The following is a 24,130-nucleotide window of genomic DNA, read 5'->3' on the forward strand; positions in this document are numbered from 1 at the left end:
CACATAAGGAGCACCATCGCCATGGATGACAACAAACCAGCCGCCCCCGCAGGCAAGATCGAACCCTATACCCACCCGGCCGCCGGCTGGGGCGCCTTGAAGTACGTGGCCCTCAACCTGCTCAAGGAGCGCGTCAGCGGCGTCAATTACAAATCGCTGTTCGCACAGAACCAGCCGGACGGTTTCGATTGTCCCGGTTGCGCGTGGCCGGACCGCGAGCACGGCTCCACCTTCGAATTCTGCGAAAACGGCGTCAAGGCGGTGGCGGCGGAATCGACCAGCAAGCGCGTGACCGAAGATTTCTTCGCCCGTCACACCGTCGCCGAGCTGCTGGAACAATCCGACTATGAACTGGAGCAGCACGGCCGCCTGACCGCGCCGATGCGCTACGACGCCGTCAGCGACCGTTACGTGCCGATCTCGTGGCAGGCGGCGTTCGCGCTGGTGGCGCGCGAGCTCAATGCGCTGGACCATCCGGACCAGGCGGCGTTCTACACCTCGGGCCGCGCCAGCAACGAGGCGGCCTTCCTGTACCAGCTGTTCGCGCGCGCCTACGGCACCAACAACTTCCCCGATTGCTCCAACATGTGCCACGAGGCGACCAGTCGCGGCCTGCCCGGGACCGTCGGCATCGGCAAAGGCACGGTGACGCTGGACGACTTCGAACACGCGGATACGCTGCTGATCTTCGGCCAGAATCCCGCCACCAACCATCCGCGCATGCTGGGCGAGCTGCGCGAATGCGCGCGGCGCGGCGCCGCCATCGTGTCGATCAATCCGCTGCGTGAGCGCGGCCTGGAGCGCTTCACCAGCCCGCAGCACCCGGTCGAGATGCTGACCATGTCCAGCACCCCGATCTGCTCCATGTTCGTCCAGCCACGCCTGGGCGGCGACTTCGCGTTGATCAAGGCGCTGGCCAAGCGCTTGCTGGAGCTGGACGACCACGCGCTGCTGCATGGCTCCAAACGCTTGCTGGATGTGGACTTCATCGCGCAGCACACCGCAGGTTTCGACGAGTTTGCGCGGGATTTGCGCAAGGAGAGCTGGTCGCTGCTGATCGATGAATCCGGCGTGCCGCGCGCGGAGATCGAAGCGCTGGCCCAAGTCTATCTGCGCGGCGAGCGTGTGATCGCCACCTGGGGCATGGGTCTGACGCAGCATAAGAACTCGGTGCCGACGATACAGATGCTGTCCAACCTGATGCTCATGCGCGGCAATATCGGCCGCCGTGGCGCGGGCCTGTGCCCGGTGCGCGGCCACTCCAACGTGCAGGGCGACCGCACGGTGGGCATCGAGGAGCGCCCGACCGAGGCCTTCCTGGACCGCATGCGGGAAGTCTTCGATTTCGAGCCGCCGCGCCATCACGGCTACGACGTGGTGGCCACCATCGCCGCGATGGCGGAAGGGAAGGTCAAGGTGTTCGTTGGCCTGGGCGGCAATTTCGCCGTCGCCACGCCGGATACGCCACTGACCTTCAAGGCCTTGCAGTCCTGCGAGCTGACAGTGCATGTCGCCACCAAGCTTAATCGCAGCCACCTGATCCACGGCCGCCAGGCGCTGATCCTGCCGACGCTGGGCCGTACCGAGATCGACGTGCAGGGCGGGGGGGCGCAAGGCGTCACGGTGGAAGACTCGATGAGTATGGTGCACATTTCGTACGGCATCAACAAGCCGGCATCGGAGGCGCTGCTGTCCGAGATCGCCATCGTCGCGCACATGGCGGAGGCCACGCTGGGCAGCGGAGCAGGGCGCGGACGGCATGCGTTGGCATGGCCGGCCTACCGCCACGACTATGCGCGCATCCGCGACGACATCGAAAAGGTGTTCGACGATTTCTACGACTACAACGCGCGGATAGCAGTGCCGGGCGGCTTCCATTTGAAGGTGGCCTCGCGCGAGCGCGAATGGAACACCGCCAGCGGCAAGGCGCAGTTCGTGCCGCACCAGGTCGAGCGCGACACGCCGATCGCGCGCGCCCGCATCCGCCACGGTCAGCGCCTGATGGTGATGATGACCACCCGTTCTCACGACCAGTACAACACCACCATCTACGCGCTGGACGACCGTTACCGCGGCGTGTTCGGCATGCGGCGGGTGATCTTCATCAACCCGGCCGATATCGACATGCTGGGCATGAAGGCCGGCGACTGGGTCGACGTGCAGAGCGTGTGGGACGACGATGTCGAGCGCCGCGCCGACGGCTTCATGCTGGTGGCCTACGATATCCCGCGCGGCTGCATCGGCGCCTACTACCCGGAGACCAATCCGCTGGTGCCGCTGTCCAGCGTGGCCGACGGCGCCGGCACGCCGACGTCGAAGTCGATCCCGGTGCTGCTGTCGCCGGGCGCCGTACCGGCCAACGGCGGGAGGTGACGCCATGATCGTTCGTCCACCCACCAACTGGCTGCGCATGCTGTTCGTCTGGGACGGCTCGGTGCTCAAGTCCATCATTCCCCAGTTGCTGCTGATGCTGGCGATCAGCACACTGGCGGTGGCCACCGGCGGCCGCATCGACGGCGTCAAGATCCCGCTCGATACGGCGCCGTTTCCGCTGGTCGGCGTCAGCCTGGCGATCTTTCTCGGCTTTCGCAACAACGCCGCGTATGCGCGCTTTGTCGAGGCGAGGCAGATCTGGGGCCGCATCCTGGTCGCGGCGCGTTCGTTGACGTCGCAGGCGCTCAACTACCTGCCGCAGGAGGACGAAGGCTTTGCCCGCAAGCTGTTCGTGCGGCGCCTGATCGCCTTTGTCTACGCGCTGGCGCACCAGTTGCGCGGCACCGATCCCAAGCCGGACCTGGCGCGCTATCTGAACGAGGAGGATATGGCGCGGCTGGACGGCCTGGATTACATCCCCGTGGCGCTGCTGGACCGTCTGCGCCTGATGCTGGCGCGCGCCGCCCGCCGGGGACAGGGGCCGGAACAGATGCTGTGGATGCTGGACGCGCAGGTCGGTGAACTGGCGGCGGCCGTCGGCGGCTGCGAGCGTATCAGCAATACGCCGATTCCGTATCCATACGGCGTGCTGGTGCACCGCACCGTCTACCTGTACTGCTTCCTGTTGCCTTTCGGCCTGGTGGACGCCATCGGCCTCGCGACGCCGCTGATATCCGTGTTTGTCGCCTACACGCTGTTCGCGCTGGAGGCGATCGCCCAGGAGATTTCGGAGCCCTTCGGCACGGATCCGAACTGCCTGGCGCTGCACGCGATGACGCGCAATATCGAGCGTTCGTTGCTGGAGCAGTGCGGTCAGCCCAAACCCGCGCAGCTTGCGCCCTGCGCGCGCTATAGCATCAACTGAGCTTCAACCGAGGCGCGCAGCGGTCAGCTCGCCGGCCAGCTGGCCGAGCATGCGCACCGCCGCCTCCACCTCGGCGGTCCAGGGATAGCTGTAGTTCAGGCGGATGCAATGCTGATAGGCGTCGCCGGTGGCGAACATATTGCCGGCGCCGACGCTGATGCCGCGCTCCTGCGCCCGCGCATACAGTTCCAGCGCGCGTACCGCCGGCGGCATGGTCACCCACAGCAGATAGCCGCCGGCCGGTTGCGATACGCCGGTCCCCGGCGGGAAGAAGCGCAGCACGGCGGCCGACATGATGCTGGCCTGCTGCGCGTAGGCCTTGCGCAGTTTGCGCAGATGATAGTCGTAGCCGTCGTTCTTCAGGTATTCGGCAATGGCCAGCTGCGGTAGCGCCGCGGTGTTGAGCGAGTTGAGGAACTTGAGCTTCTCGACCTGCGCGCGGTAGCGGCCGGGCAGCGTCCAGCCGATGCGGTGGCCGGTGTCCAGGCTCTTGGAGAAGGAGTTGCAGTGCAGGACCAGGCCGCGCGTGTCGTACTGCTTCAGCGAGCCGGGATGGCTGTCGCCGTAATACAGCTCGTGATAGACGTCGTTCTCGATCGCCGGCACGTCGTGCCGCGCCAGCATCTCCACCAGCGCGCGCTTGCGCTCATCGCTCATCAGGAAGCCCAGCGGATTCTGGAAGTTCGGCATCAGGATGCAGGCCTTGACGCCCTGATCAACGATGGCGCGCTCCAGCGCCTCGACATCGATGCCGTGTATGGCGTCGGTGGCGATCTCCAGCACCCGCACGCCCATGCGCTCGAGCGCCTGCAACAGCGCGTAGTAGGTCGGCGATTCGACCGCCACCAGGTCGCCGGGCCTGGCCACCGCTTGCAGGCACAGGTTGATCGCTTCGGTGGCGCCGGTGGTGATGATGATCTCGGCCGCATCCACGGTCAGGCCGTTCTCCAGATGGCGGCGGGCGATCTGGCGTATCAGTTCCGGATTCCCCGGCGGCAGGTCGGACAGCAGCTGGTTCTGGCCCCCGCGCCGGGAGATGACGCCGGCGTGGTAGTTCAGCCGCGCCCACGGGAAGGGTGTCGGGTCGGGGAAGGGCGAGCCTAGCGGGATGCTGCCCTGGTCGATGGAGCGCAATGTCGTCAGCACCAGCGTGCTGGTGTCGAGCGCCGGAGCGCGCGCCAGTTCGGCCGGCGACATCGGGGCCGGCGAGGCGTTGGCCTGGGCTGCACCATCGGGCCGGCGGCGCACAAAGTAGCCGGACTGCGGCCGCGCTTCGATGACGCCACGGCTCTCCAGCAGCAGGAAGGCGCGGATCACCGTCGAGATGCTCAACTGATGGTGCTGGGCGGTCTGGCGCACCGACGGTATGCGCTCGCCTTCGCGCAGCACGCCTTGTGCGACCTGGCCGGCGATGGAATCGGCCAGGGTTTCATAGAGTTTCGCGGTTTTCATAGGTGGCAGCGTAACGGAATCCGCGCGCGGCTGCCACTTTACCGCGAGCTGGCGAGTCGCCGGTGTGGCTATTTGAGCCGCACCCGCAGGCCGCTGCTGCTGGACGCTTCGATCTTGTCAATCAGATCGTGCATTACCAGCGCATCGGCAAAGGTGGGCGCCAGATGTGTGCCATCCTGCACGTCGCGCGCGTAGGCCGCGTACAGGTTGGTCAGTTCCAGCTGGCTGCCACCCAGGTCGCTGGCCGGCAGCCAGTTGTACATCTCGGGCACCGGCAGCACCCGCATGGGTTGGGCATCGCCTTGCGCACCCTCGATGACGTTGAAGGCGTTGCCGAAGCTGGTGTGGCTGGATATTTTCAGGTCGCCGGCGGAGCCGGTCAGGTCCAGCTGCCAGCCGAAGTTATTGCGCTTGCCCGCTTCCAGGTGGGCCGCCAGCACGGCGCCGTTGGCGAAGCTGCCGCTCACCACCACCTGGTCCGCCAAGGTGTGCGGCAGGATTGCGCCGGTTTCGATCAGCGTCACTTCCTTGAACTGGTTGACCGTCAGCGCGTGGATGCTGTCCGGATGGCCCGTGATGTTGAACACGGCGTCGAAGAAGTGGCCGCCGTAGATCGACAGCAGGCTGGAAAAATTCTCCGCCGGGACGGTGAAGTACAGCGATTGCAGGCGCTCCCTCTGGAAGTATTCGACGCTGACGTGCAGCCGCACCGAGCGCAGTTCGCCGATGTAGCCGTCGCGCAGCAGGTCGCGCACGTAGCGGTAGTCCGGGCCGAGGCGGCGTTGCAGGCCGACCGTGTGGCGCACGCCGGCGCGGTCGGCCAGCGCCATCAATTCCTGCGACACGGCCTTGCTAGGGGTGAGCGGCTATTCGCTGTAGACGTCCTTGCCGGCGGCGATGGCGGTGCGTATCGCCTGCTCGTGGCTGGGCGCGGGATTGAGCACCAGCACCAGGTCGACTTCGGGATGGGTGACCAGCGCCTCCAGCGAGTTCACGGCGTACTTGATGCCGTGCTGCGCGGCGACAGTGTCGGCCTTCTCCTGGCTGCGGCTGAAAATCGCGGTGATCTCGTACTGCGGCAGCAGCTTCAGTGAGGGGATATGGCCATATTCGGCCCAGGTGCCTGCGCCGACGATGCCGACGCGGATTTTTTGGGTGTTGTTCACGATGCTTCCTTTGACGACGGCCGAATCAGGCCGGGTTGAGTGTTGTGTTGTGGGTGCGGCGGCCGTTGGCCGTGGTCAGCGCCAGTGCGGCCAGCATGCTCAGGGCGCTGGCGTAGCCCAGGACGCTGGCGGGATCACGGCGCGCGGGCCATGGCGGTCGATCGCCTTGCCGCTGGCCAGGGCGTTGGCGCCGGGGACGTACAGTCCGGCAGCGAACGCCAGCAACACGCGTGCCGTCATCAACTGCCAGTAGTCCTGTGCTGACCACGCGGCGACATTGGAGAGTGCATAGACGCCGATCGCGACGATCAGCAGGGTGCGCCGGCCGATATAACTGGTCAGCGCGGTGAGGATGGGGGAACTGCCGGTTATGTACTGCGGTGATTGCGATGCCATGATTTACTCCGAAAAGTGCGATGAACCCAGTGTGGGCCCATGCCGTCCAGAGATAAACAGGCTGCAATTCCGAAGATATCGGACAAATTATTCCGATATCGAGCGTGCGCCGCTAGATGCGCATGTTCTGCACCACGTAGTCGATGAACACCCGCAGCTTGGGCGAGGCGTAGCGGCTGGCCGGCCACAGCATCGAAAACGTCACCGTCTGCTCCATATAGTGGGCCAGGATGATTTGCAGGCGACCGTCCTTCAATTCATCCTCGACGATGAAGGTGGGCAGGAAGGCGATGCCTTCGCCCTGCAGCAGCGCGTAGGTGATCGCCTCGATGGTGCTGCAGGTCATGCGCTCCTTCAATTGGGGTTCCGGTTCGTCCGCCGCCAGCTTGAAAGGCCAGCGTTCGATGCGGCCGGTGGCGGGGAACTTGTGCAGCAGGCAGTCGTGCCGCGCCAGATCGCGCGGATGCGACGGCGTGCCGTGCCTGGCCAGGTATCCGGGCGATGCCACCACCACCTGCGGGCAGGCGCCGATGCGGCGCGAGGCCAGGCGCGAATCGTGATGGGTGCCGGTGCGGATCACGGCGTCGAAGCCTTCTTCGATGATGTCGACCATGCGCTCGGACAGGTCGATTTCCAGCGCGATGTCGGGATAGCGGCGCATGAAGCCTGTCAGCGTCGGCATCACCAGGCCGGTGAGCTGCGGGGTGCTGACGCGCAGGCGGCCGCTGGGCGTGCCGGACAGCTCCGACAGTTCGGCCTCCGCCGCCTCCACTTCGCCGAGGATGCGCCGGCAGCGTTCCAGGAACAGCGCGCCTTCGGCGGTCAGCGTGATGCTGCGGGTGCTGCGGTGGAACAGGCGCACCGCCAGCCGCTCTTCCATGCGGGCGATGCCCTTGCCGACCGCGGACGATGACACCCCCAGTTGCGCGCCGGCCTTGGTGAAGCTGCGCGTCTCGGCGACGGTGACGAACATCGAAATACCGCTCAGGCTATCCATGGGGTGACTCGCAGGTAAAGATCTATTGCGGAAGTATCTGTCCGATATCTTGGGAATTGCAAGCTATTTTTCTTTCGATGGATATCCCTTACATTGGCTGTATTCCTAACCAAGTGAGCAAATCATGAAAACCCTGATGTCCCCTGTCGCAATCGGCTCTTACACCTTCAACCACCGCGTGGTGCTGGCGCCGCTGACCCGCATGCGCGCCGAAGCCGGCGCCAAACCCGGCCCGCTGATGGCGCAATACTATGCGCAGCGCGCCTCGCAGGGCGGCCTGCTGATCGGCGAGGCCACCATCGCCGCGGAGAACGGCAACGGCTACCTTGGCGCGCCCGGCCTGTATAACGACAGCCAGATCGCCGGCTGGAAGGTGGTCACGGACGCCGTGCACGCCAAGGGCGGCAAGATCTTCCTCCAGCTGTACCACGCGGGCCGCCAGTCCAACAAGGACGTGCAGCCGGCCGGCAGCATTCCGGTCGGCCCATCGGAAGTGCCGCACGGCGGCGTGGCCTACACCACCGAAGGCTGGGTGCCGAACACGCCCAACCGCGCGTTGACGATCGCCGAAATCGACGGCCTGGTCGAGAGCTTCCGCCTGGCCGCCATCCGTGGCCGTGAAGCGGGCTTCGACGGCGTCGAGCTGCACGCCGCCAACGGCTACCTGTTCGACCAGTTCCTGCAAGACGGCAGCAACAAGCGCACCGACATGTACGGCGGCTCGTTTGAAAACCGTGCGCGCTTCCTGATGGACGCCACCAAGGCGGTGATCTCGGTATGGGGCAGCGACAAGGTGGCGGTGCGCATCGGCCCAAGCGGCAGCTGGGGTGATATGTCGGACACCGATCCCGAAGGCTTGTTCACCTATGTGGCGGAACGGCTGTCGGAGCTGAAGCTCGCTTATTTGCACCTGATCGAGCCCCGCATCGCCGGTAACATCGAGGACGAGACCAAGAACCAGGCGCCGCTGGCCGCGCAGCTGATCCGCAAGCATTACACCGGTGCCATCATCGCCGCCGGCGGCTTCGACCAGCAATCGGCAGAAGCGATCCTGGCGGCGGGCGATGCCGACCTGGTGGCCTTCGGCCGCCACTTCATCGCCAACCCGGACCTGCCGGAGCGCTTCCGCAACGGCTGGCCGCTGAACGATTACGACCGTCTGAGCTTCTTCGGCGGTTCGGAAGCAGGCTACACCGACTATCCGTTTTACCAGGGGCAGGCGCTGGCGGCCTGAGTTCCGGTTGGCGAGGCCGACACGCCCAAGCCTTAAATGTCGGCCACCTGCACCACCACCTTGCCGCGCGCCTTGCCTTCGGCCAGCGCGGTGTGGGCGGCGGTGACGCTGGCCGCGTCCAGCGTGTAGACGCCTGCGTCCAGCGCCACCTTCAATTTGCCGGCGGCGACCAGCGCGCCGGCTTCCTTCATGATCGCACCGTGGTTGGCGCGGCCCTTGCCGGACAACAGCGGCAGCAGCGTGAACACGCCGGAGTAGGTCGCGGCGCGGAACGACAGCGGCGCCAGCGCATGCGTACCCCAGCCCAGGCAGCTCACCACGTGGCCGCCATACTGCCGCACGGCGCGAAACGAGGCGTCCAGCGTGGCGCCGCCCACGGTGTCGTAGACCACGTCGTAGCCTTCGCCGTCGGTGTGCTGCTGGACGTATTGATCGACGCTGGTGGTCTGGTAGTCGATGAAGGTCGCGCCCATTTTCTCGATGGTCTCGCGCTGGTCGGCGCTGCCGGTGGCGTACACCTGCGCACCGCGCGCCTTCGCCAGTTGCACGGCCATGTGGCCGACGCCGCCGGCGCCGCCGTGCACCAGCACTTTCATTCCCTCGCCGACGCGGGCGCGGTCGACCAGGCCTTCCCATGCCGTGATGAAGATCAGCGGCAGGGCTGCCGCTTCGCGCATGCTCAGCTGGGATGGCATGCGCGCCAGCAGTTGTGCGTCCACCGCCGCGTACTGCGCCAGCGAGCCTTGTACATAACCTATGCCGCCCGTCATGCCGAAGACGCGGTCGCCGGCGGCAAAGCCCTGTACGTCGTCGCCGACGCTGTCGACGATGCCGGCGATATCGATGCCCAGCACCGCGGGCAACTGGACCTGGGCGTGGTCGGCCTTGCCGGCGGCGATCTTGGTGTCGAGCGGGTTGACGCCGCTGGCGATTACGCGCACCAGCACCTGGCCGGCGGCCGCCGCAGGGCGGGCGATCTGCTGGTCCGACAGCGGTGCGCCTAAGGTGTTCAGTACGACGGCTTGCATGGTGTTCATGGTGGGGCTCCTTGGTGATGGGTTGATGGAGCTATTCTGCTGCCGGACGGCGGCGGGAAAAAGTAGGCCGCGCCGCATTCAGTATCCCGGAATCGTGGATAATCAGGCTGGAACAAGGAGAAAAAGTGGACCGTCTGGATGCCCTCAAAGTTTTTTGCGCCGTCGTCGATGCCGGGGGCTTCAGCCGGGCGGCCGCCAAGCTGGGGATTTCGACGTCTTCGGTGACCCACCAGATCGGCGTGTTGGAGGCGCATTTCGGCGTCAAGCTGCTGAACCGCACCACGCGCAGCATGTCGCTGACCGATGAAGGCCGCCGCTGCGTCGAACAGGCGCGCCGGCTGCTGGAGGAGATGGAGGAACTGGAAAGCAGCATGAGCGACGCCCACCAGGCGCCGCGCGGTAGCCTGCGGGTCGACATGCCGGGTAGCCTGGCACGCCAGTTCGTGGCGCCGGCGCTGCCGGGCTTCCTGGCTGCGTATCCCGAGCTGAGTGTGCGCCTGACCGCCAACGACCGCCTGATCGACATGGTGGACGAGGGCGTGGACGTGATGCTGCGTATCGGCGAGCTGCCCGATTCCGGCCTGGTGGCGCGCAGCGTCTTCAAGAACCGCTACATTTGTTGCGCCTCGCCGGCGTTCATCGCGCGCCACGGCCGGCCGCAACATCCCGATGACCTGAACGACATCCCGTGCCTGAACTTCGTCTATCCCAAGGCGCGCCAGCTGCGGCCGTGGGTCTTCCAGCAAGATGGCCAACCGTTCACCACCACGCCGCGCGGCGCGGTGGCGATGGACCATGTTGAGTCGTTGATCGAGATGGCGGTGAGCGGCGGGGGCGTGGTGCAGCATTTGTCGGTGTCGCTGATCGAGCCGCTGCGCAGCGGCGCGCTGGTGCCGCTGCTGATGCAATGGCAGGCGCCGGGGCCGGATGTATCGTTGCTGTATCCGCAGCGGCACCAGCGCGCCGCCCGCATCAAGGTGTTCGTCGACTTTGTCGACGCCCTGTTCAGGAACGCCGCGGTCGGTGTAAGGCGCGTGTAGTCGCCTTCGCAAGATGATGGGCGATGCAAGACATTTGATGGTCAAATACTATTTGTATTGGCAATTGCTTATCAAAATCCGTGGTTTTTCGATAGATTTTTTGGTGTTGTACTCTAATGCATCGACAGTTGCTTTGCGGCAGTATAAAGTACTTACATCCGTATCAGTTCTCCGGAACGGCACCCCAGCCATGTGCCACGCGCGCTAGCCGCGAACTTCCCACCTTGTTGAGCTTGACCGCCCGCGCTTGCGGACGGCGTCCGCGTCTTCGCGCGTCCTGAACACGGTGCACTTGGCAGAACACGCCCTATGTAACGATAGACAGGAACCACGAATGACGTTTGATTTTTCACCGCTGCGCGCCACCCAGGTGTCGCTGGTCTTTAGCTTGACGATGCTGACCTGCGCCGTGGCGCAAGCCGACGACGGCGCCGCCGCGCCGCGCTGGACCTTTGGCGGCTATGGCACGCTGGGTTTGGTGCACAGTAACGACAGCCAGTCCGACTTCACCGGCAACGTCCTCAATCCCGGCAACGCCGGCGCCAGCCACGAATGGAGCGCCACGGTGGACAGCCGCGTGGGCATGCAACTGGGCCTGAACCTGGATAGCCGCTGGTCGGCGGTGCTGCAGGTGGTGTCCGAGCGTACGCTGCAAAGCGGCTATGCGCCGATGGTCGAATGGGCCAACGTCAAATACCAGGCCACGCCGGACCTGAGCCTGCGGGTGGGGCGCATCGCGCTGCCGCTGTTCCTGGCCGGCGACTATCGCAAGGCCGGCTATGCCCTGCCGTGGGTGCGGCCGCCGGTCGAGGTGTACGGCGCCATCCCGATCAGCAATAGCGACGGCGTCGACGCCAGCTACCGCTGGAGCGCGGCCGGCATCAACAACGTCACCCAGGTCTTTTTCGGGCACACCGATGTCATCGCCACGCCGCAGGCCCATGCCACGGCGCGCGCGATGACGGGCCTGTCCAACACCACCACCAGCGGCGCGCTGACCGTGCGCGCCAGCGCGATGAGCACCGAACTGACGCTCAAGCTGGCGCGCGAACTGTTCGCCGGCTTGAACCAGTTCGGGCCGCAAGGCGCTGCGCTGACTGCGCGCTACGATGTCGACGCCAAACGGGCCGACGTGGTGTCGCTGGGCGCCAGCTACGATCCGGGCGCCTGGTTCCTGATGGGCGAAGTGGGGCGCATGAACGCCCGCTCCTACCTGGGGGACAAGACCGCGGCCTATATCAGCGGCGGCTATCGTTACGGCGACCTGACGCCTTACCTGTCCTATGCCGTCTCGCGCGCCAATATGCCGACCCGCATCGCGGGCCTGGACTTGCGCGGCCTGCCGCCGCAACTGGCCGGCGCCGGCGTCCAGTTGAACGCTGGCTTGAACCAGATGCTGGACGCGATACCGCAGCAGCGCAGCATCACCGCCGGCATCCGCTGGGACCTGCGCGCCAACTACGCATTCAAGCTGCAATACGACCGCCTGACGCCGCAGCACGGCTCGAACGGCACCTTCATCAATGTGCAGCCGGGCTTCCAGTCCGGCCACCTGATCAGCGTGATGAGCGCGTCGATCGATTTTGTGTTCTGAAGGGGATGACATGACTAGCCTTCGCTTGATCCCCCTGTTGCTGCTGGTACTGGCTTGCGCCGGCGCCGGCGCGGCCGAACTGGTTGTCATTGTCTCGGCCAGGAATCCCATGTCGGCGCTGCGTCCCGAGCAGGTGGCCGACATCTTCCTGGCGCAGACCGGCCGCTTCCCGGGCGGCGACGAAGCCATGGCGCTGGACCTGCCGCTCGGCAGCCCGCTGCGCGATGAGTTCTACAGCAAGGTGGCGGCCAAGTCGCCGGCGCTGATGAAGGCCTACTGGACCAAGATGGTGTTCACCGGCCGCGGCCAGCCGCCGCGCGAGCTGGCCAACAGCATTGCCGTGCGCAAGATGGTGGCCGAGAATCCATCGATGATCGGCTATATCGACCGCGCGGCATTGGACGCCAGCGTCAAAGCCGTGCTGGTGACGCGATGACAGTGCGTGCCCGAGGCGACACCTTGCGCAAGCGCTGGCTGCGGCGCGGGCTGGACACGCATTTCTCGCTGCCGCTGTTTGCCTTGCTGCTGCTGGTGGCGATCTGGGTGGTGACTTTTCACGAGGTCGACGCCGAGCGCGCCCACGCGCGCGAAGCCGCCACCGATACACTGCGTGAAATGATGGGCACCTACGAGGCGCAGGTGGCGCGTAGCCTGGACGGCATCGACCAGACGCTGCGCGTGCTCAAATACGCGGTCGAGCGCAAGGGGGCGCTGGGCGCGCTGCCGGAACTGGGCCGCGAGGGCCTGCTGCCACCGGGCGTGGTGTTTGTGGTCAGCATCGTCGACCGCAACGGCCTCACCGTCGCCAGCAACCCCAAGGCACTGCCGATTTCGGTGGCCGATCAAAACTACTTCAAATTCCACCAGGAGCGCGACAGCGGCGTCACCTTCGTCAGCCAGGCCACGCGTGACGCCGCCAACACGGAATGGCATTTGCACTTCACCCGCAGGCTGGACGACGACATGGGCAATTTCGCCGGCATCGTCATCGTCGAAACCGATCCCGCCTACTTCACCAGCAGCTATGAGCGCAGCCGGCTCGGCGAGCAAGGCATGCTGGGCCTGGTGGGCAGCGACGGCGTGGTGCGCTCGCTGCGCGTCGGCGACAAGCTGTCCTTTGGCCAGCACATGGCGCTGGCGGCGGAGCAGCTCAGCACCGTGGATGGCGTGCGTCGCTACAGCGGCATGCGCGAGCTGCACGGCGTCGCCCTGAACGTGGTGGTCGGCCTGTCGGAGCGCGAGCAGATGGCGGGCTTCGAGCGTCAGCGCCGCGAGAAAATCTGGGAGGCTTCGGTCGTCAGCGTGGTGCTGGTCGTGAGCACCGCCTTGGTGTGGCTGTGGTCCTGGCAGGGAGCGCGCAACCGCGCCCGCATGCGCCGCGCGCAGGAAACCTATGCGGCGGCATCGGCGGCCAGCCTGGACGCCTTCTTCGTCATGCGGGAGGTGCGCAACATCGGCGGCGAGATCATCGATTTCGTTTTCGTCGACGCCAACTCGCGGGCCGAGAAAATGACCGGCTACACCAAGGAAAAACTGCGGCTGATGACGCTGTGCGGCCTGATGCCGCAGGCGCGCAGCAACGGCATGTTCGAGCACCTGGTGCACGTGACGCAGGTAGGCGGCGTGCATGAACAGGAATGGGAGAGCAATATCCCGCAACTGCGGGCGCGCTGGCTGCACCAGCAGGTGGTGCCGGTGGAGGGCGGCCTGGTGGCCATCGTGCGCGACATCAGCGAACGTAAACTGGCCGAGGAGCGCATGCTGCACCTGGCGCACCACGATACGCTGACCGGGCTGCCGAATCGCAGCCTGATCGCCAGCCGGCTTGACCTGACCATCGCCCAGGCCAGCCGCAACGGCGGCGCGGTGCTGGTGGCCTTCATCGATCTTGACGGTTTCAAGCTGGTCAACGACGGCCTGGGACACAACGCCGGCGACGAGCTGCTGAAGGTGGTGGCCGCGCGCATGAGCGCCTGCCTGCGCGCCGGCGACACCGTCGGCCGTTTCGGCGGCGACGAATTCGTGCTGGTGCTGAACGAGCCGCGCCACAGCGAGCGCGCCGCGCCGGTGCTGGAACGGGTGCGCGAGGCGGTGCTCAAGTCGATCACCTTGAGCGGGCAGGAAGTCCAGGTCAGTTGCAGCATCGGCGTGGCGGTCTATCCCAACGATGGCGCCGACGCCGAAACGCTGCTGATGCACGCCGACGCCGCCATGTACCGCGCCAAGGACCTGGGCAAGAACAACTGCCAGTTCTACACCCGCGAAATGAACGCCTGCATCGAAGAGAAGCTGGTGCTGCTGGAGGGCTTGCGCAGCGCGCTGGACGACGGCCAGTTCCGGCTGGAGTACCAGCCCAAGGTCGACCTGCACACGGGCCGCATCTTCGGCGTGGAGGCGCTGGTGCGCTGGGAGCATCCGGAGCAGGGCTGCATCGGGCCGGATCGCTTCATCCCGCTGGCCGAGGAGAGCGGCATGATCGTCGCGCTGGGCGAGTGGGTGTTGCAGACCGCGTGCCGCCAGAACCGCGCCTGGCAGGAGGCCGGCCTGCCGCCGCTGCGCGTTTCCGTCAACGTCTCGCCGCGCCAGTTCGAGGAGCAGGGTCTGGTGCAGCGCGTGGCGCAGGCGCTGTCCGACAGCGGCCTGGCGGCGGAATGGCTGGAACTGGAAGTGACCGAAGGCGTCATCATGCGCGACCTGCAGCAGGCAGTAGACAAGATGGCGGAGGTGCGGGCGATGGGCGTGTCGCTGGCGATCGACGATTTCGGCACCGGCTATTCGAGCTTGTCGGCGCTGAAGTCGTTCCCGATCAGCACCCTGAAAATAGATAAATCGTTTGTACGCGACCTGGGGGTGAGCGAGGGCGACGAAGCCATCGCCAGCTCCATCATCGACCTGGCGCACCGCCTGCGCCTGCGCGTGATCGCCGAGGGCGTGGAGACCGAGCAGCAGAAGGCCTTCCTGCGCCAGAACGGCTGCGACGAGATGCAGGGTTACCTGTTCAGTCGTCCGCTGCCGCCGGAGCAGTTGCGGCAATTGCTGTTGACCCATGCCTTTGCGCGGCACGTGGCCGTGCAGGAGACTACAGCGGCTTGATCACGTAGACGCAGCGGCGCGCGCCGTTGAGCATGTGCTCGACGCGACCCACCGAACACTCGGGGCCCAGCACGCGCTGGAATACGTCCAGCTCCGAGCGGCAGAACTTCTGGCACTGGCGGGCGGCCGCGCAGATCGGGCAGTGGTTCTCGATCAGCAGCATGCTGCCGTCGTCGCGGGTTTCGATTTCGGCCATATAGCCTTCGGTGCTGCGCGCCTGCACCAGCGCTTCCACCCGCTGCGGCAGCGTGCTCGATGCCTGCAGGTGCTGGCGATACTGCTGTTCGCTGGCCGCCTCGCGCGCGCCGATCAGCTTATCGAGGCCGGCTTCGCCGAACAGGCCGCGCACCTGGTCGATCAGTTGCAGCGTCAGGTCGGCGTGGCGGTCCGGGAAGCGCGCGTGGCCGGCCTCGGTCAACAGCCAGCGGCGCGACGGGCGGCCTGGCTTGTCCGCCACTTCCTCATACGTCACCATGCCTTTTTCCTGCCACGATTCGAGCTGCTTGCGCGCGCCCATCGAGGTCAGGTTGAGCAGGACCGCCAGTTGCTGCGCGGTTTGCGGGCCGCGCGTCTTCAACAGGAACAGCGTGTGCTCGGCGGTGTTCATTGCAGCGCGCCTTGCAGCTTGTCGCGGTCATTGCGGGCCATGCTGGCGTGCCAGGTCTGCATGCGCCAGGCCGACCATGCCGTCAACGCCGCGCCCAGCACCAGGATCAGGCGCGTGTCGATCAGGGTCAGCACCGCGCCGACCAGGGCCATGATGATATTGGCCAGGCAAAAGGTGGTGGAGATCAGGCCCATGACGGCGCCTTGTCCGTGCGCGCCGAAGCGCTCGGCGCACCAGTTGGGGACAATGGCGTTGTAGATCGAATGCGGTATGCCGTACAGGATGATGGCGGCAATGCCGATCCACGCGTTGCTGGCTGCGAGCAGCGCGATCAGCGAGGCGGTGACGAACGCGAAGCGGCGTGCCCGCAACAGCGGCTCGCCTTTGAACGGACGGCCGGCGAACATGGTGGTAGTGGTCATCACCGCGCACATGGCGGCGGTGGTCCAGGCGATGCCGCGCGCGCCGTAGCCGGGCACTTCGACCAGCCACAGTGGATAGAATTCGTAGAAGGCCGTGACGCCGCAGGTGTAGGCCAGCGTGACGATGAACAGGTTGCGCAGGTCCGGTTCGCGCAGCAGGTTGAGCGAATGGCGATCACGCGCCACCTGCCACCACGAGGTGGTCGCCAGCGACGGCGTCTCGCGCGGCAGCACCACGGCCACCAGCAGCGCCACCATCAACAGCGCCGCGACGGCGATCCAGAACGGCACCGTGACACCCCATACCAGCGTCATGCCGGCCAACAGTGGCCCGGCCAGCCAGCCCATGTAGAAGGCGCCGTTCAGCCACGATAGGGCTTTGCGGCGCAGGTCGCCGTCCAGGCGGTCGGCCAGCATGGCGCGCGCCACCGAGCCGTTACCTTCCAGCAGACCGGTGACGAAGCGGGCGATGATGAACAGCGGGTAGGATTCCAGCAGCAAAGCGCAAGCCGTGGCGGCGTGGCCGATCGCCGCGCCGACGGCGGTGATCAGCAGCACCGGGCGGCGGCCGTAGCGGTCGGACATCGGCCCCAGCAGCGCGGAGCCGATCAGCAGGCCGAGCGGATTGATGGTCAACGCCAGTCCGAACAGCAGTTTGGGCGGCAGGCCGAGGAACTGGTTCAGGCCATTGCTGACGCCGGCGGCGAACAGCGGCGGCAGGATGGGATAGGGCAGCGACGCGCCTATCGTCGAGAGCAGGGCCAGCAGGCAGGCGGCGCCTATCAGCAGAGGTGTTTTCATTAGCGGCAATCAGAGGTAGCGAGTACCGATACTGTAAGCGGCCTGCGCTAATAAGTAAACGAAAATGTTTATAAACTCAGTAGTGCAGTAGCAGTGGCAGGGTGGGGCGGCAATCGTGGCTCTGGCCTTGGGCGCCGTGGTCGAAGTGGATTTCCATCAGGTAGGCGTCGCCTTCGAGCAGGGTCAGTTGCGTGGCCGTGCTGCTGGCCTGTGCGGGCGCCGACAAGGCTTGCGGCGGCAGCGTCAGCGTGACCGCGGTGATCGTCTTCACGCCGGCCCCATGCTCGAGCGGCTGGCGGCGCGCTTCCGGATAGGCTGATGGCGCTGCGCCTTTGGGCAGGAAGAACCACATCGGCTCCGAGGCTGGCACTTCGGCGCCTATGCCGATCTGCATGCCGGGCGGCAGATAGGACGGCGTGTAGTTCCAGCATGGGAAAGGCGCTGCGGCATCGCCGGCCGATGGCCGCCAGCACACGCCGAACGGGCAGGCAGGGCTGCCTTCGGTCAGGCGCTCGGCCAGCAGGGTGGGGCTGGTCTGCGCGCTGCGCACTTCATCGTCGTTGGCGATCCACAGCAGTTCGAGGAAGGCGTTGTGGAAGAAGATGCGGCGGTTCTCGGTACCCTGGCCTGGATGCCGGTTGCCCGATCCTTCGGCCAGGCCGAGGGACCGCAGCAGTTCGGTTTCCGGTGCGCCAGCGCGGGCGCGGATGAACAGGTGATCGATCTGCATGGCGGCTATTGCTGCTGTTCGACCATCGTGCGGATCTTGACGGCCTTCTCGAAGTGATCGAGTTCGTGGGTGCGTATCCACCATTCGGCCGCTTCCATCAACAGCTCCGGGTCGTCGTTCTTGTTGGCGAAGAAGGCGTAGAAGGACAGGCCTACCGTCTCGCCTTTTTGCGCGATCTTGTCGTTGCAGACGCGGATGATTTTTTCTCTCAGTTGAAGTCTCATGCCCTGGCTTTGTTTTGCTTGAAATGCAGTTCAAGTTCATTGAACGATGGCCGCTCGGTGGCGGATATGACTTTACGTCCGAATTCTACCGCCAACATCGGCGAATAGCCGTTCATGCTGGCGATCAGCGTGACCTTGATGCATTGGTACATCTTGGACGACTCATTCAATTTGCGTTGCAGCAGCGCGGCCAGCGGACCGACCACGCCATACGACAGCAGGATGCCGAGGAAGGTGCCGACCAGCGCTGCGGCGATCAGCTTGCCCAGTTCCGCCGGCGGCAGTCCGACCGAACCCATGGTGTGCACCACGCCCATCACGGCCGCGATGATGCCGAACGCCGGCATGCCGTCGGCCAGCTTGGTGATGGCGTGGATCGGCAGGTCGCCGTCCTGGTGGTGGGTTTCGATTTCGTTGTCCATCAGGTTCTCGATCTGGAACGGGTCCATATTCCCGGAGACCATCAGCCGCAGATAGTCGGTGATGAACTCCGTCAGGTGATGGTCGCCGAGGACGTTGGGGAACTTGGTGAACAGCGCGCTTTGATGCGGGGCGTCGATGTCCGCCTCCAGCGCCATCAGGCCTTCCTTGCGCACCTTGGACAGGATCTCGTACAGCAGCGACATCAGTTCCAGGTACAGCTCGCGCGTGTATTTGGACGAGTGGAACAGCGTCGGCAGCGCCTGGAGCGTGGCCTTGATGGACTTCCTGTCGTTGGCGATGACGAAAGCGCCCAGCGCGCCGCCGCCTATCATCAGCAGTTCGTAGGGCTGATACAGCGCGGCCAGGTGGCCGTCGTCCAGCGCGAAACCTCCGAAGACCGCGCCCAGCACGATCAGGAATCCAAGTATCACCAGCATCGCTACTCCTCGCATGAAAGACAGCTGGTAACTATACAGCGTTGCTCTACGAAAATATACGTGGATTGTCACGGTCGCGACAGCGAGCCGCGCATGTATGATGGCGGCATTGCACCTACACTGAAACACGATGAAGAATTGGTTTGCCAGCCAGCGCGGCGCGTACTTTTTTCTGCTGCTCGGCATCGGCCTGATGCTGCTGTTCGTCGCGCTGGAGCGCAACTTCCCCAATGCCGATCAGCTGGAGACGGCGAGCGGCCGCGTGGCCTGGTCGCAGGCGGCGCAGGGCGGCTTGTATTTCACGCTGGACGGCGAGCAGCGCCAGTTTGTATTGTTCGTCAAAGGCGATTCGGACCAGCGCCTGCGCGCGGCGATCCGCGACGCGGAAGCCTATCCGATCAAGGTCCGATTTCATCCGGGACAGGTCAGCAGTCCGAGTTTTTTGCCGGGGCGGTTCTATGCGGTCTACGGAGTCACGGTCGGCGGCAAGGAAGTCTCCAGCCTGGCCACGGTGCGCGGCAGCTACCGCCGCGACAACCTGATCGCGCTGGCGATGGGCGTGCTGTTCGCGGCCTACGGCGGGACCCGCGTCTGGAACTTCAGGAATGCGGTTGTAGACGCGCCAGCAGTTCGACGTCGCCGGCCACGATAAAGGGCAGGTTGGCGGTGATATGTTCGACCGGCCAGTCCCACCACGCGATTGCCTGCAAACGCGCCGCCACCTCGGGCGCAAAGCGCTCCTTGAGCTGCCTGGCCGGATTGCCGCCGACTATCGTGTACGGCGCGACGTCGCCCGTTACCACCGAGCGCGATGAGATGATGGCGCCGTCGCCGATGGTCACGCCCGGCATGACCAGCACGTCGTAGCCTACCCACACATCGTTGCCGATCACCGTGTCGCCCTTGTACGGCAACTCGCCCGGCGCCGGCATCACTTGCTCCCAGCCGTTGCCGAAGATCTGGAACGGGTAGGTCGAGATGCCGGACAGCTTGTGGTTGGCGCCATTCATGATGAACTTGACGCCGCGCGCCAGTGCGCAGAATTTGCCGATCACCAGCTTGTCGCCGATGAAGGGGAAGTGGTACAGCACGTTGCGCGCGAAGTTCTCCGAGTCGTCGGGATCGTCGTAGTAGGTGTAGTCGCCGATGACGATGTTTGGATTGTTGACCGTGTTCTTGATGTAGCAGACTTGCGGGAAGCCCGCCATCGGATGCGGGTTATTGGGGGATGGTCCGTTCATTCACTTTCCTTATGTGTATTGGCGCCGATCTGGCCTGACGCAATGCGTTAGATGGCAGTCGACTTCCGCACCATTGCGGACCTTAGTTTTTGATTTGAAATTCGCTCCATCACTATCGCACGCCTTTGGCCACCGCTTACAGTTGACAAAGCTGAACCTGCTTTACTGCTCACCGCAGGTTTCGATTGGGATCACCCTTTTCACCTATTTAATTTCATTCACGTTTAGATTTACCTTAACCTCACTCAGGACAAAAACAAAACCATTTGAATACCCATTAAGCACAACTGAATCGCCAACCACTAGATTCAACGGCATAGGAACCGATCGCGCAATCGAAGATCCTTGATGCTTAGGAGAGCAAGCAGAAATTAATCCGTAACGGGTATCAAAAATAACAGTCAGGCATGATTTTGCACCTTGCCATGTTGTCGATACTTTTCCATTAATAGCATGCGGAACAGATGGTATGGCGCGAATTCCCAGTTGTACTATAAAAGCGAAAGCACCTCCCCACATAGGGCCAATCGCAAAAATCAACGCAATAAACAATATTTTTGGTTTTGGCGATTTTGGATCAAATCGGTAGGTAACATCAGAAACTGATCTGGTATTAATCAGAATATATGCAAACGGAACCAAATATATTAATATCCCGAGCGAAAAAAGCCTCGAAAAAGCCAGCGTAGTTTGTAATGGAACGAAAGGATGGAGCCAACTGAAGAGAAGAAATAAAGGGATAAAGGCCATGCAAAGGGAATTTATCCATAATTGAAATTTGTTTGGAATTTTCATTTAATATACTGGATCGTTAATCTCATCCGTGAATGCCATCGGTTTCATATTTATACTTTCGAAAGGCTGCAATTGGCCGCAAGAAGTCGACAAACAAATTATCTGTCACTCAGTTTATCGATACCGATGTTTCATGCAAGTCCGGGACCTGCAAGATGAATTGACTGCGAAGGTCACGTACCATTTTCTTGATATCGCCCTGCATTGCCAAATAGTCGTCTGGCGAGCACACTTTAGTGCCGGACTTGCCACTCTTGAAGCTGCGGTCGATCAGCAACTTGCCGGCCGTGTGTTTGAACTCAGCGTGGTACTGGAAATAGGGACTGGCAATGTGTACGTCGGGCGGCACTGCCAACAAGGAGGCATTCTTCGGAAATTCGTATGTGGCCACTTCCTCATAATCGTTTTCGGGACAGATGAAAGATTGCGTGCGCTTCGCTTCATTGGTCAACCCGAATACCTGCTGCGCTAGTCCCGCGTATAAGCTGCTGCTCGCTGCCACACCAATGGTGCCGGGCAGATAGACCCAGTTTTCCGCTTTCCCACGCAAGATGTAACCATAACCTTTGTTAGCGCTCTTATCGCTCAAGTCGCCTAGTTCCACGTCGCCATTGCCTTTAATACCAAGGGATTTCAGTAGGTTTTCAACGAAGCGTTCTTGATCGGTCTTTTTCCAGTTACGCTGTTCGTAGCGAACCGCTTCTTCCCACCAGCCCTGATTGTTGCGCGAGAACTGGAAGTTGGCCGAACCGTCGGCCGCGATCTGCACCGTGAAGTGGTTCTCGATCTTGCCTTGTTGCGTGGTTGGCGTGTGACCCAGCGTGCCGCTTCTGGTGAGGATGACCTGTTTGTCCAGGTCCCAGATGGGCAGATAGCCGGCACCTATGTTTTCCGCCGTCGAATCGAGATAGAGGTTTAGGCTCGGAATATAAGTGATAGCGTGGTTAAACTGCCCTAGGCTCGCGACCGGCGATAGTTTGTAGGAGTTCCCGGCGTTGATCAACGCCGGCGTACTGTCGATGCCTACCGAGTGCAGCATAGCGTCCATCAGGGTGGCGTGATCCTTGCAATCACCGTAACGGTTGTCCATCACCGATTCGGCGCTATGTGGCACCAGACCACCGTTACCGATATAGACCGCGACATAGCGAACGTTCTTGCGCACCCAGTTGTCAATCGCCAGAGCCTTGTCGCGCGGATCGCTCAAGCCCTGAACGAGCTCCCGTGCCTGTGCTTCGATATGGGCGCTGGGTACGGCAGCGGCGACGGCTGCGCGATCGTAGGCCAAGCCGACGCCGGAATAGTTTTCGAAGGTTGACACGATTAGGTGAGCACCGAAGTCCCAATATGAGACGGCATCAAATTCCAGACGTGGATTTTCAGCCGGAATATAGTCCCAACGGTAAATGGTACGATCGTCATGCTGTTCCGGTTTATTGGCTTTGAAGCCAATGTCATCCGCTTTGAGCGCCATTTCGGATGGCAGGTCGTAGATCAACGTCAGCTGCTTGGTCGGGCGGAATAGCGGATATGTGATATCGCTGAACTGGCCTGGGAACATCGCAACCTGCCGAGTTTGGCGTATTTTGGAATACAGCTTGTCACCCACAGCAACGTCGGCGTAAATCACCGTCTTAATCTGCATATCCTGAAACATGGGTGCCGCGCTATAGGCAGGTTCCTGCTGTAGCTTGATCTGCTCCGGCAGTACCTGAATACGACGTCCATCGGGCTTTTCAGTGTACGCCTCTAATATCTCGACCTCTTCCAGTGTGCGGTTGAAATGGAACTGGCGCTGGGCTTGTTCAGCAATAGCGCGCTGCTCGTTCAACTGCGTCAGTTCTTCCTTGGTCTCAACGTAGCTACCATCTCGCTGTACCACGAATATCTGCAATTCTTTCAGTACGGTCACAGATGGGTCTGTGCCGTCGTCGCCACCCAATGCTTGAGTGGACAGTAACGTTGCAGCGCAAAGGATCGCGAATAATTTTATTTTCATGATAAACACAAGAGATAATCGTGGTTGTATTCTTGATATTTTTTATAATTTAGTCAAGTTATAGCCAGGTTATTTTTGGCGTCGACCAGTTGAATCCGCAGCAGGAACCAGTCAATTTGCAGCAGACTGACATATGGTTTGGTCTATAGCCATATGATTGAAAACATCAAGCCCACTATCATACTCAACCGAATGCCCCACGAGTATGCGACACGGTAATTCGGCAAGTATTGCTGCCATGAAAGCTAACAAAAACCGGATCTTCATTGTTCTGCGGGACAATAAAACTGGTCGTCTCATACGAGGGGCCTCCATCAAAGCCTGGGCTCGTATATTGGTCCGGTTTGCTCCCAATTGACTCCTCGAGCGCCGCTAAAGTGGGGCAGGAAGTGGAGGAAAATTCCAATTCGAGGACACTGAGAAATTTTTCTCGTGCAGATGAGAAATGATAAGGGCTCCAGCTAATGGAAACGCTCTTTACTTCCAGCTCGGATACAGCGGGAAAATAATACGCATTGAATCTTTGAGATGTATGCATATTGACAGGTCCCTGCCACGTCATCTTTTCCTCTAAACCGGGTAACTTTAATTCGCGCGCAAGCGCCAGAAAGTCCACTTCTTGGTCATTTTTTGCGAGATAAGCTACAGCCTGCGCAATCACGCGACTTGTATCTTTCTCAAACGCTTGCGCAGACCCTTGCCGTACTGCGACTAAAGCTGTAATTCCTAAGATTGTCCAAAACGTTTTCATTGAACTCCTGAAAGGCATCATGTTGGATTGGAGCAATCCGTCATCTTGCCATGTTGTTGCATGGATAGTAACGAGGAGGGAGGAATTTGAGCGGCGGCTTCTGGCCGGTTGCGGCATTTTATTTTTACTTGGCACATTTTCTAGCATTTGCAAGCGCCTCCAAGAGCTGGTCATCGAAGTACTCGGTGTCGTCTCGCTCCCTGTTCTTCAACCGAAAATCTGCCTCTTCGCACATTTTAATTTCAGCGATTTTTTGATTAAGATATGTCGTCACCATCAAATCAGACAAGTCGCATAGCGAAATTTCCCAACTATCGCGGCAATTCTGCATGAGTCCAGTAATTGCATCGCCTTGCCAAGGTCCCATGATAGTGGAGACAGATAGTCCAATTG

At 62.6% G+C, this 24,130-nt stretch carries 23 protein-coding genes; 8 read left to right on the forward strand and 15 right to left on the reverse strand.

Features of this window, described 5'->3' with window-relative positions:
- The first annotated feature begins 21 nt into the window (after positions 1 to 21).
- Positions 22 to 2,373: an FdhF/YdeP family oxidoreductase gene (locus AC07OK_RS20450; RefSeq protein ID WP_494692007.1), complete on the forward strand. Its 2,352-nt coding sequence runs from the start codon at positions 22 to 24 to the stop codon at positions 2,371 to 2,373.
- Positions 2,374 to 2,377: 4 nt separating this feature from the next.
- Entirely contained in the window at positions 2,378 to 3,298 is a 921-nt protein-coding gene (locus tag AC07OK_RS20455; protein ID WP_494692008.1) for a bestrophin family protein, read from the forward strand.
- A gap of 3 nt (positions 3,299 to 3,301) precedes the next feature.
- On the opposite strand, the gene AC07OK_RS20460 is transcribed toward AC07OK_RS20455, so the two are convergent.
- The 5 genes from AC07OK_RS20460 to AC07OK_RS20480 all read right to left on the reverse strand — a co-directional run bounded on the left by AC07OK_RS20460 (position 3,302) and on the right by AC07OK_RS20480 (position 7,309).
- A complete protein-coding gene (locus AC07OK_RS20460; protein ID WP_494692009.1) occupies positions 3,302 to 4,750 on the reverse strand; it encodes an aminotransferase-like domain-containing protein in 1,449 nt (482 codons plus the stop codon).
- Between the two features lie 68 nt (positions 4,751 to 4,818).
- Entirely contained in the window at positions 4,819 to 5,595 is a 777-nt protein-coding gene (locus tag AC07OK_RS20465; protein ID WP_494692010.1) for a Gfo/Idh/MocA family protein, read from the reverse strand.
- Positions 5,596 to 5,616: 21 nt separating this feature from the next.
- Positions 5,617 to 5,916, reverse strand: coding sequence for a Gfo/Idh/MocA family protein (locus AC07OK_RS20470; protein WP_494692011.1), 300 nt, complete (start codon positions 5,914 to 5,916; stop codon positions 5,617 to 5,619).
- Positions 5,917 to 6,015: 99 nt separating this feature from the next.
- Complete coding sequence (locus tag AC07OK_RS20475) at positions 6,016 to 6,312, reverse strand: MFS transporter (RefSeq protein WP_494692012.1); 297 nt, start codon at positions 6,310 to 6,312, stop codon at positions 6,016 to 6,018.
- 112 nt (positions 6,313 to 6,424) lie between these two features.
- Positions 6,425 to 7,309: a LysR family transcriptional regulator gene (locus AC07OK_RS20480; RefSeq protein WP_494692013.1), complete on the reverse strand. Its 885-nt coding sequence runs from the start codon at positions 7,307 to 7,309 to the stop codon at positions 6,425 to 6,427.
- Positions 7,310 to 7,433: 124 nt separating this feature from the next.
- On the opposite strand from AC07OK_RS20480, the gene AC07OK_RS20485 reads away from it, so the two are divergent.
- The gene (locus AC07OK_RS20485) at positions 7,434 to 8,543 is read left to right on the forward strand and encodes an alkene reductase (protein WP_494692014.1); all 1,110 of its coding nucleotides are present in this window, start codon (positions 7,434 to 7,436) and stop codon (positions 8,541 to 8,543) included.
- Between the two features lie 32 nt (positions 8,544 to 8,575).
- Here the strand turns inward: AC07OK_RS20485 and AC07OK_RS20490 are convergent, their stop codons facing one another.
- Positions 8,576 to 9,580, reverse strand: a complete 1,005-nt coding sequence (locus AC07OK_RS20490) for a zinc-dependent alcohol dehydrogenase family protein (RefSeq protein ID WP_494692015.1) — start codon at positions 9,578 to 9,580, stop codon at positions 8,576 to 8,578.
- A gap of 125 nt (positions 9,581 to 9,705) precedes the next feature.
- On the opposite strand from AC07OK_RS20490, the gene AC07OK_RS20495 reads away from it, so the two are divergent.
- The 4 genes from AC07OK_RS20495 (at position 9,706) to AC07OK_RS20510 (ending at position 15,307) form a co-directional block, all read left to right on the forward strand.
- Positions 9,706 to 10,620 (forward strand): LysR family transcriptional regulator, encoded by a 915-nt coding sequence (locus AC07OK_RS20495; RefSeq protein ID WP_494692016.1) that lies wholly within the window; start codon positions 9,706 to 9,708, stop codon positions 10,618 to 10,620.
- A 334-nt stretch (positions 10,621 to 10,954) separates the two neighbouring features.
- The gene (locus AC07OK_RS20500; RefSeq protein ID WP_494692017.1) at positions 10,955 to 12,214 is read left to right on the forward strand and encodes a hypothetical protein; all 1,260 of its coding nucleotides are present in this window, start codon (positions 10,955 to 10,957) and stop codon (positions 12,212 to 12,214) included.
- 10 nt (positions 12,215 to 12,224) lie between these two features.
- A complete protein-coding gene (locus tag AC07OK_RS20505; protein ID WP_494692018.1) occupies positions 12,225 to 12,650 on the forward strand; it encodes a type 2 periplasmic-binding domain-containing protein in 426 nt (141 codons plus the stop codon).
- Positions 12,647 to 15,307, forward strand: coding sequence for a bifunctional diguanylate cyclase/phosphodiesterase (locus tag AC07OK_RS20510; protein WP_494692019.1), 2,661 nt, complete (start codon positions 12,647 to 12,649; stop codon positions 15,305 to 15,307). The genes AC07OK_RS20505 and AC07OK_RS20510 overlap by 4 nt, the downstream gene beginning before the upstream one ends.
- Here AC07OK_RS20510 and AC07OK_RS20515 read toward each other — a convergent pair.
- The 5 genes from AC07OK_RS20515 to motA all read right to left on the reverse strand — a co-directional run bounded on the left by AC07OK_RS20515 (position 15,294) and on the right by motA (position 18,951).
- On the reverse strand, positions 15,294 to 15,914 hold the full coding sequence (locus AC07OK_RS20515) for a helix-turn-helix transcriptional regulator (RefSeq protein ID WP_494692020.1): 621 nt from the start codon (positions 15,912 to 15,914) through the stop codon (positions 15,294 to 15,296). The two genes, AC07OK_RS20510 and AC07OK_RS20515, sit on opposite strands and share 14 nt — an antisense overlap.
- The gene (locus AC07OK_RS20520; RefSeq protein ID WP_494692021.1) at positions 15,911 to 17,137 is read right to left on the reverse strand and encodes an MFS transporter; all 1,227 of its coding nucleotides are present in this window, start codon (positions 17,135 to 17,137) and stop codon (positions 15,911 to 15,913) included. Before AC07OK_RS20520 ends, AC07OK_RS20515 begins: the two co-directional genes overlap by 4 nt.
- Before the next feature lie 76 nt (positions 17,138 to 17,213).
- Positions 17,214 to 17,867 carry a VOC family protein gene (locus AC07OK_RS20525; RefSeq protein WP_494692022.1) on the reverse strand — a complete coding sequence of 218 codons (654 nt, stop codon included), beginning with the start codon at positions 17,865 to 17,867 and terminating at the stop codon, positions 17,214 to 17,216.
- A gap of 5 nt (positions 17,868 to 17,872) precedes the next feature.
- Positions 17,873 to 18,091, reverse strand: a complete 219-nt coding sequence (locus AC07OK_RS20530) for a DUF6500 family protein (RefSeq protein ID WP_494692023.1) — start codon at positions 18,089 to 18,091, stop codon at positions 17,873 to 17,875.
- A complete protein-coding gene (gene motA, locus AC07OK_RS20535; protein ID WP_494692024.1) occupies positions 18,088 to 18,951 on the reverse strand; it encodes a flagellar motor stator protein MotA in 864 nt (287 codons plus the stop codon). The genes AC07OK_RS20530 and motA overlap by 4 nt, the downstream gene beginning before the upstream one ends.
- A gap of 130 nt (positions 18,952 to 19,081) precedes the next feature.
- On the opposite strand from motA, the gene AC07OK_RS20540 reads away from it, so the two are divergent.
- The gene (locus tag AC07OK_RS20540; protein WP_494692025.1) at positions 19,082 to 19,603 is read left to right on the forward strand and encodes a hypothetical protein; all 522 of its coding nucleotides are present in this window, start codon (positions 19,082 to 19,084) and stop codon (positions 19,601 to 19,603) included.
- Here the strand turns inward: AC07OK_RS20540 and AC07OK_RS20545 are convergent.
- The 4 genes from AC07OK_RS20545 to AC07OK_RS20560 all read right to left on the reverse strand — a co-directional run bounded on the left by AC07OK_RS20545 (position 19,551) and on the right by AC07OK_RS20560 (position 23,890).
- Positions 19,551 to 20,192: a Vat family streptogramin A O-acetyltransferase gene (locus tag AC07OK_RS20545; RefSeq protein WP_494692026.1), complete on the reverse strand. Its 642-nt coding sequence runs from the start codon at positions 20,190 to 20,192 to the stop codon at positions 19,551 to 19,553. The two genes, AC07OK_RS20540 and AC07OK_RS20545, sit on opposite strands and share 53 nt — an antisense overlap.
- 204 nt (positions 20,193 to 20,396) lie before the next feature.
- Positions 20,397 to 20,987: a hypothetical protein gene (locus AC07OK_RS20550; RefSeq protein WP_494692027.1), complete on the reverse strand. Its 591-nt coding sequence runs from the start codon at positions 20,985 to 20,987 to the stop codon at positions 20,397 to 20,399.
- A gap of 109 nt (positions 20,988 to 21,096) precedes the next feature.
- Complete coding sequence (locus tag AC07OK_RS20555; protein ID WP_494692028.1) at positions 21,097 to 22,986, reverse strand: DUF3857 domain-containing transglutaminase family protein; 1,890 nt, start codon at positions 22,984 to 22,986, stop codon at positions 21,097 to 21,099.
- A gap of 184 nt (positions 22,987 to 23,170) precedes the next feature.
- Complete coding sequence (locus tag AC07OK_RS20560; protein WP_494692029.1) at positions 23,171 to 23,890, reverse strand: hypothetical protein; 720 nt, start codon at positions 23,888 to 23,890, stop codon at positions 23,171 to 23,173.
- Between the last annotated feature and the right edge of the window lie 240 nt (positions 23,891 to 24,130).

The sequence above is a fragment of the Duganella sp. GW821-FHT07G03 genome (assembly GCF_059418605.1).

Excerpts from the sequence above, each read along its gene's own strand:
- AC07OK_RS20520 (WP_494692021.1), bottom strand. The coding sequence starts at position 17,137 with ATGAAAACACCTCTGCTGATAGGCGCCGCCTGCCTGCTGGCCCTGCTC.
- AC07OK_RS20485 (WP_494692014.1), top strand. The coding sequence starts at position 7,434 with ATGAAAACCCTGATGTCCCCTGTCGCAATCGGCTCTTACACCTTCAAC.
- AC07OK_RS20505 (WP_494692018.1), top strand. The coding sequence starts at position 12,225 with ATGACTAGCCTTCGCTTGATCCCCCTGTTGCTGCTGGTACTGGCTTGC.
- AC07OK_RS20460 (WP_494692009.1), bottom strand. The coding sequence starts at position 4,750 with ATGAAAACCGCGAAACTCTATGAAACCCTGGCCGATTCCATCGCCGGC.
- AC07OK_RS20450 (WP_494692007.1), top strand. The coding sequence starts at position 22 with ATGGATGACAACAAACCAGCCGCCCCCGCAGGCAAGATCGAACCCTAT.
- motA (WP_494692024.1), bottom strand. The coding sequence starts at position 18,951 with ATGCTGGTGATACTTGGATTCCTGATCGTGCTGGGCGCGGTCTTCGGA.
- AC07OK_RS20545 (WP_494692026.1), bottom strand. The coding sequence starts at position 20,192 with ATGAACGGACCATCCCCCAATAACCCGCATCCGATGGCGGGCTTCCCG.
- AC07OK_RS20525 (WP_494692022.1), bottom strand. The coding sequence starts at position 17,867 with ATGCAGATCGATCACCTGTTCATCCGCGCCCGCGCTGGCGCACCGGAA.
- AC07OK_RS20500 (WP_494692017.1), top strand. The coding sequence starts at position 10,955 with ATGACGTTTGATTTTTCACCGCTGCGCGCCACCCAGGTGTCGCTGGTC.
- AC07OK_RS20530 (WP_494692023.1), bottom strand. The coding sequence starts at position 18,091 with ATGAGACTTCAACTGAGAGAAAAAATCATCCGCGTCTGCAACGACAAG.
- AC07OK_RS20510 (WP_494692019.1), top strand. The coding sequence starts at position 12,647 with ATGACAGTGCGTGCCCGAGGCGACACCTTGCGCAAGCGCTGGCTGCGG.
- AC07OK_RS20475 (WP_494692012.1), bottom strand. The coding sequence starts at position 6,312 with ATGGCATCGCAATCACCGCAGTACATAACCGGCAGTTCCCCCATCCTC.
- AC07OK_RS20455 (WP_494692008.1), top strand. The coding sequence starts at position 2,378 with ATGATCGTTCGTCCACCCACCAACTGGCTGCGCATGCTGTTCGTCTGG.
- AC07OK_RS20480 (WP_494692013.1), bottom strand. The coding sequence starts at position 7,309 with ATGGATAGCCTGAGCGGTATTTCGATGTTCGTCACCGTCGCCGAGACG.
- AC07OK_RS20550 (WP_494692027.1), bottom strand. The coding sequence starts at position 20,987 with ATGAAAATTCCAAACAAATTTCAATTATGGATAAATTCCCTTTGCATG.
- AC07OK_RS20555 (WP_494692028.1), bottom strand. The coding sequence starts at position 22,986 with ATGAAAATAAAATTATTCGCGATCCTTTGCGCTGCAACGTTACTGTCC.
- AC07OK_RS20490 (WP_494692015.1), bottom strand. The coding sequence starts at position 9,580 with ATGAACACCATGCAAGCCGTCGTACTGAACACCTTAGGCGCACCGCTG.
- AC07OK_RS20540 (WP_494692025.1), top strand. The coding sequence starts at position 19,082 with ATGAAGAATTGGTTTGCCAGCCAGCGCGGCGCGTACTTTTTTCTGCTG.
- AC07OK_RS20515 (WP_494692020.1), bottom strand. The coding sequence starts at position 15,914 with ATGAACACCGCCGAGCACACGCTGTTCCTGTTGAAGACGCGCGGCCCG.